We start from the raw sequence: 13,092 nt of genomic DNA, 5'->3' as shown, positions 1-13,092 counted from the left end.
TACCAACCCAGGAGATTCGCCATGATCCAGACTCAAGCCACCCGCACCGCTCGCCAGGAACTGACCGAAACCATCATTTTGGCCAAGGCTCGCAAGGACCTGTCCTTCGCCGAGATCGTTGATGGCACCGGCCTGTCCGAAGCCTTCGTCACTGCTGCCCTGCTCGGCCAGCATCCACTGCCTTCCAGCGCCGCCCAGGTCGTGGGCAAGAAACTCGACCTTGATGCTGATCAAGTCGCTTTGCTGCAATCGATGCCCGTTCGCGGCAGTTTTTTTGACGGCGTACCGTCGGATCCGACCATCTACCGTTTCTACGAGATGATGTCGGTATACGGCACCACCCTCAAAGCTCTGGTTCACGAAAAGTTCGGCGACGGCATCATCAGTGCCATCAACTTCAAGCTGGACATCAAGAAAGTCGAAGATCCGGAGGGTGGCCATCGCGCTGTGATCACCCTGGACGGCAAGTATCTGCCTACCAAGCCTTTCTGATGTAAGTCAGCCCGGCGTCTGACGGCGACCGGGCTACACCCCAACCCTTTATACGACTGAGCACCGCTTAAGTGCTTTGGCCTTCTCACGCCCTCATTACAGGTGACCGCTATGAAACTGTTACTCGTTTTATTCCTAGGCAGCCTTGGCGCTGTCGCTATGGCTGATGAGCTGGATACGCAGACTGCGCACATTGCGGTCGAGCCCTATCGTTACTCTCAACACCTGGACATCGCCCACGTTGTGTCGATTACTCAGATACCCGATGTCTGCGATGTAGTGCCGGTGCAGATGACTTACGACGACTCTAAGGGCGATCGGCACACGATGGAGTACCACGTTATAGGTACCGGCTGTACCAATTGACTCCTCTCCCGTCCGCACATCTGGCGCTCGATCGCTCGGCGCCAGGGACGGGGGCTCAAACACCCGCCGTCCCCTGATCTTCTGAAAAAATCACCCTTCTCTAGCTGCGCCCCTGCAGCGCGCTTTCCGCCTCTACTCCGGCAGTAATTGCACGGAAGTGCATACTTGGGCCGTATCCAAAACCAGGAATCGCCAGCGGCTGACTGCCAGAATCCTCATCGCGAGTTCCTGCCTGCGACACGGAGCAACGAGAGGAGATCAGCCAATGTTGCACTTCTGGCACTCTCACCTCGGCTTAAACGCAACGTCAGAAGCCAGATCCTTACTTTGAATCCTCTATTCAGGCCAGCGCGCCTTGCTGTCATGCCTGCTTTAGTCGGCAGCCCTCAGACCCTTCATGAATCCTTTGCAGCCTCATGCGTGGATCTGGTGAAGCAAATATCAAATATTGTCAGAGAACTTCAGTAATAGACTCATGGCTGGAAAAGCTCTGACCGCCAGACCTTTCGCGAAGCAGACAGTGAGGATCGTTGGCACGTGGAAGAGCCGGATAAGACCGGCCAAGCGTTGGAGGATAAAATTTTGGAGGGATTGCGTGCGGTTACGGGTCAGGAGGACTTTTGATAAAGGAACTATTTATAACGCCAGGCTCAAGAAAAACCTGAGCCTTTCAACGAAAGGCTCAGGTCGGTAGAGATATTTACAGACCGAGGTCAGACAGGCTTGGATGGTCATCCGGGCGACGTCCCAGCGGCCAATGGAACTTGCGTTCGCTCTCCTTGATGGGCATGTCGTTCACGCAGGCGAAGCGACGGTGCATCAAGCCATCCGCTTCGAACTCCCAGTTTTCGTTACCGTAAGAGCGGAACCAGTTACCTGAATCATCATGCCACTCGTATGCATAACGTACGGCGATGCGGTTGTCGGTAAAGGCCCAGAGCTCTTTGATCAGGCGATAATCAAGCTCTTTTTTCCATTTGCGAGTCAGGAAACCTTTGGCTTCTTCGCGATTGGTAGCAAATTCCGCTCGGTTGCGCCATTTGGTGTCCAGTGTATAGGCAAGCGATACTTTTTCGGGATCGCGGCTGTTCCAGCCATCTTCAGCGAGTCGGACTTTCTCGATCGCCGTTTCACGAGTGAACGGAGGAAGTGGCGGACGAGTTTGTGCATTGGACATGGTAGTGCCTCCAGGACAATTGGATGTATCGGTTTATATAACGTTTTCGGAACTCGGCAAAACGGTACAACTTCTTTCAGCGATCATCATCGCAACATCAACGCATCACGATAATGGCGACTTACATGAGCATCTCAACAATCCATGGATGCAATGTAGAACGATCGTTCTCCTCGGTCAAGCCTCGTCTTTAATTTTTTTGAGCGCCTAGATGGCAAGTTATTGGGATGGACCGAGCCACCCAATAGCGCACGCCATCGTCGTGCCGGTCATTGACGATACGAGGGGCTGCGTAGCCGGGCCTGATGCATCCAGTCTGCGACAAAAACCGTGTCGCTCAGTTTTCTCGAACTGCACTGGGCGACTCTTTCTGCTGCATCACCCCCAGCTCTTTGATGGTGTTGGCAGCGAAGTCGATGAACGCCGAAACCGCACGGGGCAATTGTCGACGGCTGTGATAAACAAAGTGGACGCCTATCGCGCCTGAGGTGTAATCAGGGAGCACTTCCTTTAGCCGTCCCGCCTCGACATGGGTTGCACTGAGTGCGGCGGGCAGCAGCGCTATGCCCAATCCGGCCAGCGCTCCTTCGAGTTGAGCAGAGGAGGTATTGGCTTGAAAGGGTCCAGCCACCTCCACGGTTGTCGCCTGATTGTGGACGCCTCCCAACCGCCAGGTAGTGCGCGACCCACCATGCGACGGCGAGGTGATGCAGTGATGGGCGCTCAAATCGCCTGGCTGTGCCGGCACGCCATGGGCCGCCAGATAACCCGGACTCGCTACCAGGGTCTGGCAACTCGTGCCGAGCTTGCGCGCGAACAGTGAAGGATCCCGATCACCTCCGCGCAACGCGACGTCAATGCCCTCGCCCAGTAGATCGACTCGGGCGTCATTCAATTCGAACTCAAGGTTTACTCGCGGGTGCTCAGCTATGAACTGAGCGATAGCCTGTGCCGGGAACCAGCTGAAGAAATCCACGGGGGCGGCCACCCTGACGCGACCCGCAATCTGGGTCGAGTCGTTGCTCACCTCACCGGCAACTCGCAGCAACGCATCGATCTGATCGGCAGACTCCGCATAAAAATTGTTCCCGGCATCGGTCAGCACCAATCGCCGCGTGGTGCGTTGCATCAGCCGCGTGCCCAACGCTGCCTCCAGCAACTGCACACGTCTGCTTACAGTGCTTGGCGGCATTCCAAGACGTCGCCCGGCTTCGGCAAAACTCCCCGCCCGAACCACTTGAACAAACAGCGCGACGTCATTCAGGTCCACGTGATCACCGCCATTTCTGCATGAGTTGGATCAGTCCGCCCATTCCAGGCGAAGTCTGGATAGGCCGGCGCACGATCCGACTCGCGCACAAACGGCCAATAGCACACTTTATTACGCTTATTTATGAGCGAGTGCATCCCACCAACCCATCTTTCTGAATTATCCGAGTCTTCCTAAAGTGGACCCCATGGTGCACAAGCGCCTCACCCTCTTCTTCAGGAGACTCATCATGACCACCGTTTCCGTCATCGTTGGCAGCACTCGTGACAGCCGCTTCTCCAGCGCACCGGCCAACTGGATCAAACACCATTTGGAACAGCGCGAAGGGCTGGACGTCCGCTTGCTCGACCTGCGCGATTTCGATCTGCCTTTCTTCGATAGCGCCATGCTTCCCGGCTTTCCTGGCCGCCCTGCCTACGAGAATGAACACGTTCGCCGCTGGACCGAGCAAATCGCGACCTCCGATGCGTTCGTAGTGGCCACTGCCGAATATAACTTTGGCCCACCCGCCGTGCTGAAGAACGCACTGGATTGGGTCTACCCCGAGTGGAACCGCAAGCCTGTCAGCTTTGTGAGCTGGGGAGCGTTGGCGGGGCTCGTGCCGTGCAGCAACTGCGCGAAATCGCGACCGAGCTTCAGATGGCAACGATCCGCACGGCGGTGCATATCCCGGTTGGCGCAATCTACGCCCATTTCCAGGGCAAGACCGATGAAATCGAGGCGGCATTACAGGCACAGGACGATCAGGCAGGTCGCATGATCGATGACCTGCTCTGGTGGTCGCACGCGCTCAAAAACGCACGTACTGCAACCGTCTGATCCAGGAGTTCGCCATGTCACCCCTGCGACGATGCGCTTCTGCATGACCTGCGCAATCTCTGGCATCAGACGCTGATCCTGAACCGACCTGATCGGCCACGTGAAGACTTTGGGAAGGACATTGCGAGCGGGCTGGCTGACCTGGAATCGTACGGGCAGATGACTCTCGCCAACCCCGGCTTCATTCACCGGCTGAAAATCGGTGCACCGCTCAATACCGCAGACCCAGGCACCTATTTCGGCAGCAGCCCGCAAGGATACGCTGATGGGTATACCGACTATCCGGCATTGACCTGATCGCTCGTTCCCCGTGCGTTCCGGAGGTAACGGCTATCAGTTCACCCGCCCTCACAAGCCTCGCACTACCCCAACACAATACTCTTCGCCTCCAGAAACCCTTCCAACCCAAACACCCCAAACTCCCGCCCAACCCCGGACTGCTTGACTCCGCCAAACGGCGCCAGCAGTTCCGGTGTGATTCTGTTGATCAACACCGAGCCCGCCTGCAGCCGGCTCGCCAGGCTTTGGGCGCGGTCCGCTTGGCGGGAAAACACGTAGGCCTGCAGACCGTAGGGGGTGGCATTGGCGATGTCGATCATCTGCTCTTCCGAGTCATACGCGATGATCGACAGCACCGGGCCGAAAATTTCCTCTTGGGCGATGTCCATGGCATTGCTGACATCGGCAAACACGGTGGGCCTGACGAAATAGCCTCGCTCGAAGCCAGCCGGCCTGCCCTCCCCGCCAATGACCAGCGTTGCACCTTGGTCCTGCCCGCGGCGGATGAAACCTTGCACCCGGTCGAACTGCGCCCGGTTGACCAGCGGCCCGATGACGGTGGTCGGGTCCTGCGGATGGCCGACGAGCATGGCTTCGACCAGGTTTTTCACCCGTTCGATGACGCCTTTCGCGTGTCCGCGCGGTACCAGCAGGCGGGTGCCGGCGACGCAGGCCTGGCCGTTGTTCATGAACGCCGCGTTCAGGGCCAGGGGAATGGCCGTGTCGAGGTCGGCATCATCGAGGACGATAGACGCCGACTTCCCGGTGAGCGACAGGCTCACGCGCTTCATGGTCTCGATACCGGCGCGAGCGATCAGCTTTCCGGTGGCGGTGGACCCGGTGAATGAAATCCTGGCGACCTGTGGGTTGGTGCTGATTTCATCGCCGACGTCACTGCCGCGTCCCAGCAGGATGTTGAACACGCCATTCGGCAAACCGGCGCCATGCAATGCGCGGGCAAGCACGTCGGTCTGCAAGGGGCTCAACTCGCTCGGCTTGATGACCGATGCGCAACCGGCGGCGATGGCCGATGCCAGTTTGCTGCAGATCGTTCCGGCGGTGCTGTTCCAGGGGGCGATCAGTGCCGATACGCCGACCGGCTCCATCACCACGGTGGCGTCGCCAATCGAGCGAACCAGCTCGTACTCCTTCAACACCTGCGCCGCGTTGGCAAATGACTGCGAAGCATAACGACTGACCCATTGGGCACGGGCAAGCGGCGCTCCGTATTCCTCGATGGCGGTATCGCGGATCTCGTTCGTGCTCGCCAGCACGGCGGCCTGCAAGCGTTCGAGCATGTCGATACGCTCAGCCTTGGAGGTGCGATTCATCGCGGCTTGCGCACGGGCCGCCGCAGCGATGGCGCGGCGGGCGTCATCGCGATCAGCCAGGGTGACCGTTCCGATGACCGTCTCGGTCGCCGGGTTGATGCATTCCACTGTCTCACTTCCATGGACGGGAACGAAGGCTCCATCAATGTAACTGTGATCGATTTTCCACATCGCGGCGTACCTGATTGATTGCGTTTTTTGCGAGATGAAGCGCCAACGCCCGGGATGCCCAGGCGTGCGCAATGACAGCGCTGCGGTTCAACCCGGCATGGACTCACGGCTGAAGGCCTGCACCTCCTGCACCAGGCCTTGTGCAGCCAGCATCACCAGCTGCCGGCCTTTTTCCCCAGAGGCTTGCGCCGGGTCCGATCCCATGCGGCCATCCGGATGACGGGCGCGGAAATCGGCTGCCTCCCGGATCGGCCCCCAGTTGGCGATCTGTGGCGAGTAGTCAGCCGATTTGATGGCGTGGGGATAGGCCCACTGGGTCACGGCGATTTCCGAAGGCGTTGCATGAATACCGTGACCGGTGGGGAACTGCTCCCGCGCCAGCTCGTTGACCCCTTCCAGATCCCACCAGTTGCACAGCTTCAAGGCGAAACCCGCCGGGCGACGGGCGAAACTCGCCTCGGCGTACAGTTCCGAGAACGCCGCTTCAATCGAGGCGATATTGCCGCCATGGCCATTGAGGAACAGTATCTTTTCAAACCCATGGGCAGCCAGCGAGCGCACCCAGTCGCCGATGGCGGCGATGAACGTCGAAGGCCTGAGCGAGATCGTTCCGGGAAACCCGAGGTGATGCTGCGCCATGCCGATGTTGAAGGTCGGGGCAATCAGAATGTCCGCGGCCTGCTGCGCCTGGTGGGCGATGATTTCGGGGCACATCCAGTCCGTCCCCAGCAAGCCGGTAGGCCCGTGCTGTTCGTTGGAACCGATCGGAATGACCACGGTACGGCTGCGCTGGAGAAAGGTTTCGATTTCGGCCCAGGTCGATAGATGTAAAAGCATCTGCGTTCTCTCTTTGGAAAGGTTCCTTGCGGAACACGATGGGTGTGAGGTTAAAGCACCTGTTCAACTTGCACGGGATTCAAGACCCGGTCGCGACGCGCCAGCGGTCTGCTCGCGACGATCACCAACGCGGCGCAGAGAAACACGCAACCGACCGCGACGATGCCAGGGTTCATGCTTGCCGTTGATGTCTTCGCCCAACCGATCACCGCTGGCCCCCAGAAACCGCCGCACAGGCCGATGGTGTTGATCAGGGCGATGCCTCCCGCTGCCGCTTCGCCTTTGATCAGCTCGGAGGGCATCGCCCACAAGACCGTGTAGGCCATGAACATCATGGCGATCGCCGGCGTCAGCAGAACCATTGATAGCACCAGGTTCCCATCGGCAGAAGGATACAAAAGTATCAATACCGCCCCGACCGCTGCGGGAACCGCGCAGTGATAGCGACGCTCGCCAGAGCGGTCGGAGCGGCGTCCGATCCAGTACATGCCGGCACCCGCGGCCACGTAGGGGATGGCGGCGCACCAGCCCAACTGCATCATGTCGTGGACACCTTGGGCCTTGAGGATTGCCGGCAGCCAGAAGCTCATGGCATAGATCGAAAAGATGATGCAAAAGTAGGCGCTTGCCAGGAGGTAGATCCTGCGATCGCGCAACACCGCCCGGAACGAATGCGCGCCGTCTGGGGCAGTTCCCAGCTCGCGCTGGAGTATTTGTTTTTCCTCGCTGCTCAGCCAGCGAGCCTCCGCCGGGTGGTTGCACAGATGGAAATAGGCAAACACACCGAGCAGGACGCAGGGCAAGCCCTCGATCAGGAACATCCATTGCCACCCGGCAAGCCCACCCACGCCTTCGAAGGTGGTGATCAGCCAGGCCGAAAGCGGCCCACCGATAATGCCGCCAGCGGGACCGGCGATGAATACGATCGCGATGGCCCGGGCCATGCGCTTGGGGCCGTACCAGCAGGACAGGTAATAGATCATCCCCGGGGCGAAACCGGCTTCGAAGACCCCCAGCAGAAAGCGCATGGCGTAAAACATCGGCACGTTGCGCACGAACAGCATGCACGCCGAGGTGATGCCCCATAGCACCAGGATGCGACTGAAGGTCTTTCGCGCCCCTACGCGGGGCAGCATCAGGTTGCTGGGCAGTTCGAACAGGACATAGCCCAGGAAGAACACCCCTGCCCCGACCCCATAAGCCGCATCGGACAACCCGAGGTCGTTTTGCATCTGCAACTTGGCAAAGCCGACATTGATCCGGTCCAGATAGGCGAAAACGTAGCAAACGAACAGGAGCGGCAACAGGCGCCAATTGAGCTTGCGGTACAACGTTGAAAGGGCTGCGCTGGGTACCGGATTCACGATGGTCGACATGGGAGTCTCCAATTTTTTTTGTTGCTCTGACGTGTCGGAGATGTTGCGCCGACCGCATCAATAGCAGCAAGAGCAACTATGTTCGTGTAACGTTGCTCCATGAGCAACGCAGAATCGGAAGGACACCAGTCATGCGCGAGATCAACCAGCAACGCCTGCGGTATTTTCATGAGGTGCTGACCCACGGTTCGATCCGTGGCGCAGCGGACAGCATCAACACCTCCCCCTCGGTGATCACCCGCCAGATCAAATTGCTGGAAGAGGAATTGGGTACCCGGTTGTTCGAACGCCAGGCCCGTGGCGTCCAGCCCACCGAGGCTGCCGCGCACCTGCTGGAGTTCTGGCGCGGCTATCGATCACATCAGGAGAAGCTCGAAGACCAGCTCCAGGCCATCAAGGGGCTGCAACAGGGACACGTGCGGGTCGTCATCAGCGAAGGCTACGTCGATACCCTGGTGGACCATGTGCTCGCGCCGTTCTGCAAACAGTATCCCAAGCTCGACGTCAGGCTGGACATACTGCCCGTGGACGACGTCCTGAACGAAATTGCGGAAAATCGCGCGCACATCGGCCTGGCCTACAACCCGCCGCCCCACACTCACATCGATTATCGGGCGACGACCCGGCAGCCCGTCATGCTGCTGGTTCGCCCGGACCATCCACTGGCCTTGCAAGGGACAATGGCAACCGTCGCCGACTTGCTCGACTGCCAACTGGTGCTGACGCCGCCGACCTTCGGTATCGGTCACGCGCTGAAGATGCTCGAGTACGCCGAGAAGATCGAAATCCGTCCGGCGCTGGTCAGCAACTCCTTGGCCGCCCTCAAGCGCCTGGTCGCGAGCGGCGATTTTGCCTCGCTGTTGGGCGAAGTGGCGGCCTATCGGGAAATTGCCCAAGGCAGCCTCGCGGCAGTGGCCGTCGACCATCCACTGTTCCTGGGGGTCGAGGCGAAACTGCTGGTGAAGTCCGGACGTCCGCTGGCGGCCCCCGCCCAGGAATTGCTGAACTGGATGCTGCAGCGGTTGCCGATGTTCGCTTCCGGCAACCCTGCACAAGCACCCGGTTCAACCGTTTGAAACCAGCGACTCGACACCAGCGAGCCTGAACTCCGACCGCACCGCCTGGACAATACCGCTGGCGACATCCGCCACCAGCAACCGTCCCTTCTCTGCGCTCGACCCCAGCGCGGAGGACAGCACGCCGCTGGCCGGCACCCATTCGGTTCGGGTCGGGTACATGTCGTAGACCGGGAACTCGGCCGGTCCGTGGTCAGGGATCTGGTCCAGGCACACCAGCTGCGGGTGGTAATGCAGCATCATCGACGTCTCGATGACCGCTGCGTGCTCCAGTGCGATGCCCGGAAAACCGTTCGGAAAGATCTTGTCGAGGGTCTGTGTTTTGACGAACTCCCAGTGCTCCAGGCGCATGACCTCCAGCCCGGCCTCCGGCCCGATATCACGCATTGCCAATTCAATGCCTTCGGTTACGAACCATTGGTTTTCGTAGTGACCGATCACCAGGACCAGGCGCTTTACGCCATGGCGATGAAACTCGCGCACAGCATCGCGGACCATGGCGATCAGCGTCGCGCCATCCACGCTGGTGGTACCGCAGAAGTGCTGCCCGCCTCCACACTTGGGCTGGGATTTATAGCCGTAGGACAAGGCCGGGGCGACCACGCCGTCGATCCTGCGAGCCACGTCTTCACTGATTGCACTGGCGAGCAAGGCGTCGGTCCCCAAGGGCAGATGAGGCCCATGCTGCTCCGTGGCGCCGATGGGCAGCAAGACCACCGCACCTGACTGCACCCGGCGCTCATAGTCCACCCAACTGATGTTATCCATCCGGACAGGGTTCATGGTTTTACTCCTGTGTCGTTACAAAGCGGTCACGCCCAGGCGCTGCTGACGCCCAGGCGAAACCCAGTGATGCCGAGTGGGCTTATGCCCGCGGTGGATACCAGGACTCCGGCTCCGGATAGTCCCAGTCGGCAGGAAAGGCGTAGGTTTCGAAGACCGTGGTGGTGTCGGCCTCGGTGCCGAAGAATGCGAAATGATTCACGCCCATCCAGGAGCCGGACTGCACGCATTTGAAACCCCGTCGCTGCAATTCAGCGACGCGCTCCTCGAACGGGATGTTGTTGCAGTCATAGGCGACGTGCTGGATCCCTTCGCCATGGGCCTCCAGGAAGTCGGCGAAAATCGTCGGCCCGGACACCGGTTCCATCAACTCCCAGACCATGTTTCCGGACTGGGCGAAGCAGACTTTCAGCACAAAGTCGGCCGGTTCGCCGTGGTACGTCTGGTTCCGGGTGTTCTCCGGGCTGAAGGTGTATACCCGCCATGGGCCGATCCCCAGCTTGAGCAAGCCGTCCATGGTGCGTTTATGGTCCCGGGTCACGATTGCGATCTCCACGACGTCGCCCAGGAACGCATCGATCTCGGCGCCGCCGTTCAATGCCGCCAGCACATTGGTTTGTTCAAGATGAGACATTTGCAAGAACCTCTTTGATGTTGAATCGTTGCACTGCGTTTACTTAGCCATCACTGACCCGTTAATAACTTCCCTGGGACGCGAGCGATGCAATACGTAATAAATACCGCCGCCCACGCAAAGCCCCGCCAACCAGGACAAATCAATTCCACCCAATGCCATCGCAAGAGGACCTTGCAGCGATTGAATGGTGCCTACCTGGAATAACCAGGCCGCCAACACACCCACGGCCAATGCAAATACACCCTTCCAGTTCACGTCAGTGCAGGTACTTTCCAAGTGATGGCAATAAAGCGATCTCACATCGATCCGCCCCCGGCGAATCAGGAAGAAGTCGACCAGGGTGATACCCGCCCAGGGACTGATCCACACCACGAAAAACACCATCAGGTTTTCAAAGGCGTGGACGAACTCGCCGGATTGCAGGAACAGGTAGAGGATGAACAGCGCCACCAGGCCCGAGACCGTTGAAACCGCCCAGCGTGGGACGCGCAGGTCCAGGGACAAGGTGGCCAGCGCCGCCGAGTAGATGACCACGATGTTGGTGGCCACCGGACCGTGGAGCAGCACCAGCAGGACGGGCAATGCCATGGTGCCGAAGACCGCAATGATCAGTTGCGCGGGGTCAGAACCGGCACCCGCGGAGGCAATCGCCGCGCCTAGGAACGCCAGCCAGACGGTGGGCAGGAACATGCCGAGGAACGTCGAGCGGAACACCTGTCCATCGGACAATTTGCTCTGGGTGAAGCGGGTGTAGTCCGAGGCGTAAACCAGCCACGAAATGCCCCAGCCGATCCCGATCGCCGTCATCAGGCTGCTTATGGCCGAAAGCTTGCCGATGCCTTCGACGGTCGAGCGCTGCCACTGGATGTCCACGTGTGTGAAGGCCAGGCCGGTCATCACCACCATGATCAGCAGGATCACCGGCATGGTGTAGCGCTCGAAGCACTTGATGGCGTTGAAACCCCAGGCGGCGATCCCGACCTGCGCGATCATGACGACCAGGGCGATGCCGTACTTGAGTTCCATGCCGTCACTGATGCCGACCCTGTCCAGGGCGGCCACCGCCAGGTCCAGCACGATCCATGTGTTGGTCGCTACCCAACCCATCGGCATCAGTACCTGCATGAGGGTGGGAAGGTAGGCACCGCGCCGGCCGAACGCCAATCGGGACAGCACCATCTGCGGGACTCCCGTGCGATGCCCCATGATGCAGATACCGCCGAACAAGGCGGCGCCCAACAGATTACCGATCACGATGACCAGTAGGGTTTCAATCAGGCTCAGGCCCAGCTGGATACCGATGGCACCCAATACCCAGTTGATCGGCGCCACGTTCGCCCCCGCCCAGATCCAGAACTGGTCCAGGGGCGTAGACGTACGCTGGCTATCGGGCACCGGCTCGATACCAAGTGCATCATAGTTGGCCTCGTTGATTAAACTGTTTGCAGATTCGCGACGCGTTGACATTATTATTTTCCTCGCTGACCGGCGACCACCTGTATCGCCCGGATTCATTAAAGCGAGGTCTGCAAGTTTAAGTAATTGACGATAACTAAACCGTCCTTTAGAAAACTTGTCGGGTTGAGTTTTCCTCAAGCGTGCAATGTGAACTATCCATTTCCGGCCTGGAAATAGTGGTTTTTCAAGACCGCGCTAGAAAGAACAATCACTTGTTGAGTTTTATTTGATGCCGTTCAAGTAAATATCAATAGTCGGGCGACTGAGCGCCGTGGCCAACTTGTTTCCGTCACTGAGGTAATTCCATCTCAGGCTTAACAGGAAACATGACATGACCACCCTTCTTCATATTGACGCCAGCGCACGATCCGACCGCTCACTGAGCCGTAAACTGTCCCAGGCCTTTGTCGAGGCCTGGCGTGAACGCGATGCCACTACCCAAGTCATCACCCGTGACGTCGGCCGTAACCCTCCGCCCTTTGTGACCGAGGCCTGGATTGCCGCGGTCTTTACCCCCGAAGAGCAGATGACACCGCAAAAACGCGAGGAAATCCGCCTCTCGGACGAGCTGATCGACGAGCTCGACCGCGCCGACGTCATCGTCATCGGCACGCCGATGTACAACTACGGCATGCCGGCCACACTGAAGTCCTGGTTTGACAAGGTGATCCGAATCGGCAAAACCTTCACCTTCGACCTGGAGCGCGGCGACTACCCACTGGAACCGATCATGAGCGGCAAGAAGCTGGTCATCCTGTCGTCCCGAGGCGAATTCGGCTTCGGTCCTGGCGGGGTTCGCGAGACCATGAACCATCTGGACACGCACATCCAGACCTGCGCGCACTACTTGGGCGTGAATGAAACCCACGTGATTTCCATCGACTACCAGGAGTTTGCCGACGCGCGCCATGAAGCCTCCATCGCCAATGCCTTCGACGCCGTTCCGGTGCTGGTCCGGCAGATGATCGAGGAAAGACAACACCAGGTGTCGCTGGCTTGAGCATCCGGCACCGTCGCCTA

The 13,092-nt window shown here is 59.2% G+C and carries 14 protein-coding genes; 6 read left to right on the top strand and 8 right to left on the bottom strand.

Translation table 11 applies throughout. From position 1 onward, the window contains the following. Positions 1-21: 21 nt before the first annotated feature. A complete protein-coding gene (gene cynS, locus N005_RS21765; protein WP_047703074.1) occupies positions 22-492 on the top strand; it encodes a cyanase in 471 nt (156 codons plus the stop codon). Positions 493-603: 111 nt separating this feature from the next. Further along, the gene (locus tag N005_RS21760; protein ID WP_047703073.1) at positions 604-858 is read left to right on the top strand and encodes a DUF2790 domain-containing protein; all 255 of its coding nucleotides are present in this window, start codon (positions 604-606) and stop codon (positions 856-858) included. Positions 859-1,558: 700 nt separating this feature from the next. Here N005_RS21760 and N005_RS21755 read toward each other — a convergent pair. Next, positions 1,559-2,035, bottom strand: coding sequence for a nuclear transport factor 2 family protein (locus N005_RS21755; protein ID WP_024777265.1), 477 nt, complete (start codon positions 2,033-2,035; stop codon positions 1,559-1,561). Positions 2,036-2,372: 337 nt separating this feature from the next. Next, positions 2,373-3,305: a LysR family transcriptional regulator gene (locus N005_RS21750; protein ID WP_047703072.1), complete on the bottom strand. Its 933-nt coding sequence runs from the start codon at positions 3,303-3,305 to the stop codon at positions 2,373-2,375. 229 nt (positions 3,306-3,534) lie between these two features. Between N005_RS21750 and N005_RS28395 the strand changes: the two genes are divergently transcribed. Further along, complete coding sequence (locus tag N005_RS28395) at positions 3,535-4,065, top strand: NADPH-dependent FMN reductase (RefSeq protein WP_197678623.1); 531 nt, start codon at positions 3,535-3,537, stop codon at positions 4,063-4,065. 218 nt (positions 4,066-4,283) lie between these two features. Then, complete coding sequence (locus tag N005_RS29345) at positions 4,284-4,421, top strand: hypothetical protein (RefSeq protein WP_154673557.1); 138 nt, start codon at positions 4,284-4,286, stop codon at positions 4,419-4,421. A 65-nt stretch (positions 4,422-4,486) separates the two neighbouring features. Here the strand turns inward: N005_RS29345 and N005_RS21740 are convergent, their stop codons facing one another. From N005_RS21740 to N005_RS21730, 3 genes are all read right to left on the bottom strand, one after another. Next, positions 4,487-5,905 (bottom strand): aldehyde dehydrogenase family protein, encoded by a 1,419-nt coding sequence (locus tag N005_RS21740; protein ID WP_047703071.1) that lies wholly within the window; start codon positions 5,903-5,905, stop codon positions 4,487-4,489. Between the two features lie 87 nt (positions 5,906-5,992). Further along, the gene (locus N005_RS21735; RefSeq protein WP_047703070.1) at positions 5,993-6,742 is read right to left on the bottom strand and encodes a creatininase family protein; all 750 of its coding nucleotides are present in this window, start codon (positions 6,740-6,742) and stop codon (positions 5,993-5,995) included. 50 nt (positions 6,743-6,792) lie between these two features. Then, positions 6,793-8,118, bottom strand: a complete 1,326-nt coding sequence (locus tag N005_RS21730; protein WP_047703069.1) for an MFS transporter — start codon at positions 8,116-8,118, stop codon at positions 6,793-6,795. A 131-nt stretch (positions 8,119-8,249) separates the two neighbouring features. Between N005_RS21730 and N005_RS21725 the strand changes: the two genes are divergently transcribed. After that, on the top strand, positions 8,250-9,194 hold the full coding sequence (locus N005_RS21725; protein WP_047703068.1) for a LysR family transcriptional regulator: 945 nt from the start codon (positions 8,250-8,252) through the stop codon (positions 9,192-9,194). Here the strand turns inward: N005_RS21725 and N005_RS21720 are convergent. The 3 genes from N005_RS21720 to N005_RS21710 form a co-directional block, all read right to left on the bottom strand. Beyond that, a complete protein-coding gene (locus N005_RS21720; RefSeq protein WP_047703067.1) occupies positions 9,183-9,977 on the bottom strand; it encodes a creatininase in 795 nt (264 codons plus the stop codon). The genes N005_RS21725 and N005_RS21720 overlap by 12 nt on opposite strands. Positions 9,978-10,059: 82 nt before the next feature. Further along, positions 10,060-10,611 (bottom strand): VOC family protein, encoded by a 552-nt coding sequence (locus N005_RS21715; protein WP_047703066.1) that lies wholly within the window; start codon positions 10,609-10,611, stop codon positions 10,060-10,062. Positions 10,612-10,650: 39 nt separating this feature from the next. Continuing rightward, entirely contained in the window at positions 10,651-12,081 is a 1,431-nt protein-coding gene (locus N005_RS21710; RefSeq protein WP_047703065.1) for a purine-cytosine permease family protein, read from the bottom strand. A 322-nt stretch (positions 12,082-12,403) separates the two neighbouring features. Here N005_RS21710 and N005_RS21705 point away from each other — a divergent pair, with 322 nt between their 5' ends. Then, positions 12,404-13,072: an FMN-dependent NADH-azoreductase gene (locus N005_RS21705; protein WP_047703064.1), complete on the top strand. Its 669-nt coding sequence runs from the start codon at positions 12,404-12,406 to the stop codon at positions 13,070-13,072. The last annotated feature ends 20 nt before the right edge of the window (positions 13,073-13,092 follow it).

Origin of the sequence: Pseudomonas mediterranea CFBP 5447 (assembly GCF_000774145.1) — a bacterium.
GTDB classification, from domain to species: domain Bacteria; phylum Pseudomonadota; class Gammaproteobacteria; order Pseudomonadales; family Pseudomonadaceae; genus Aquipseudomonas; species Aquipseudomonas mediterranea.
This window is presented reverse-complemented; position numbering and strand designations above follow the sequence as displayed.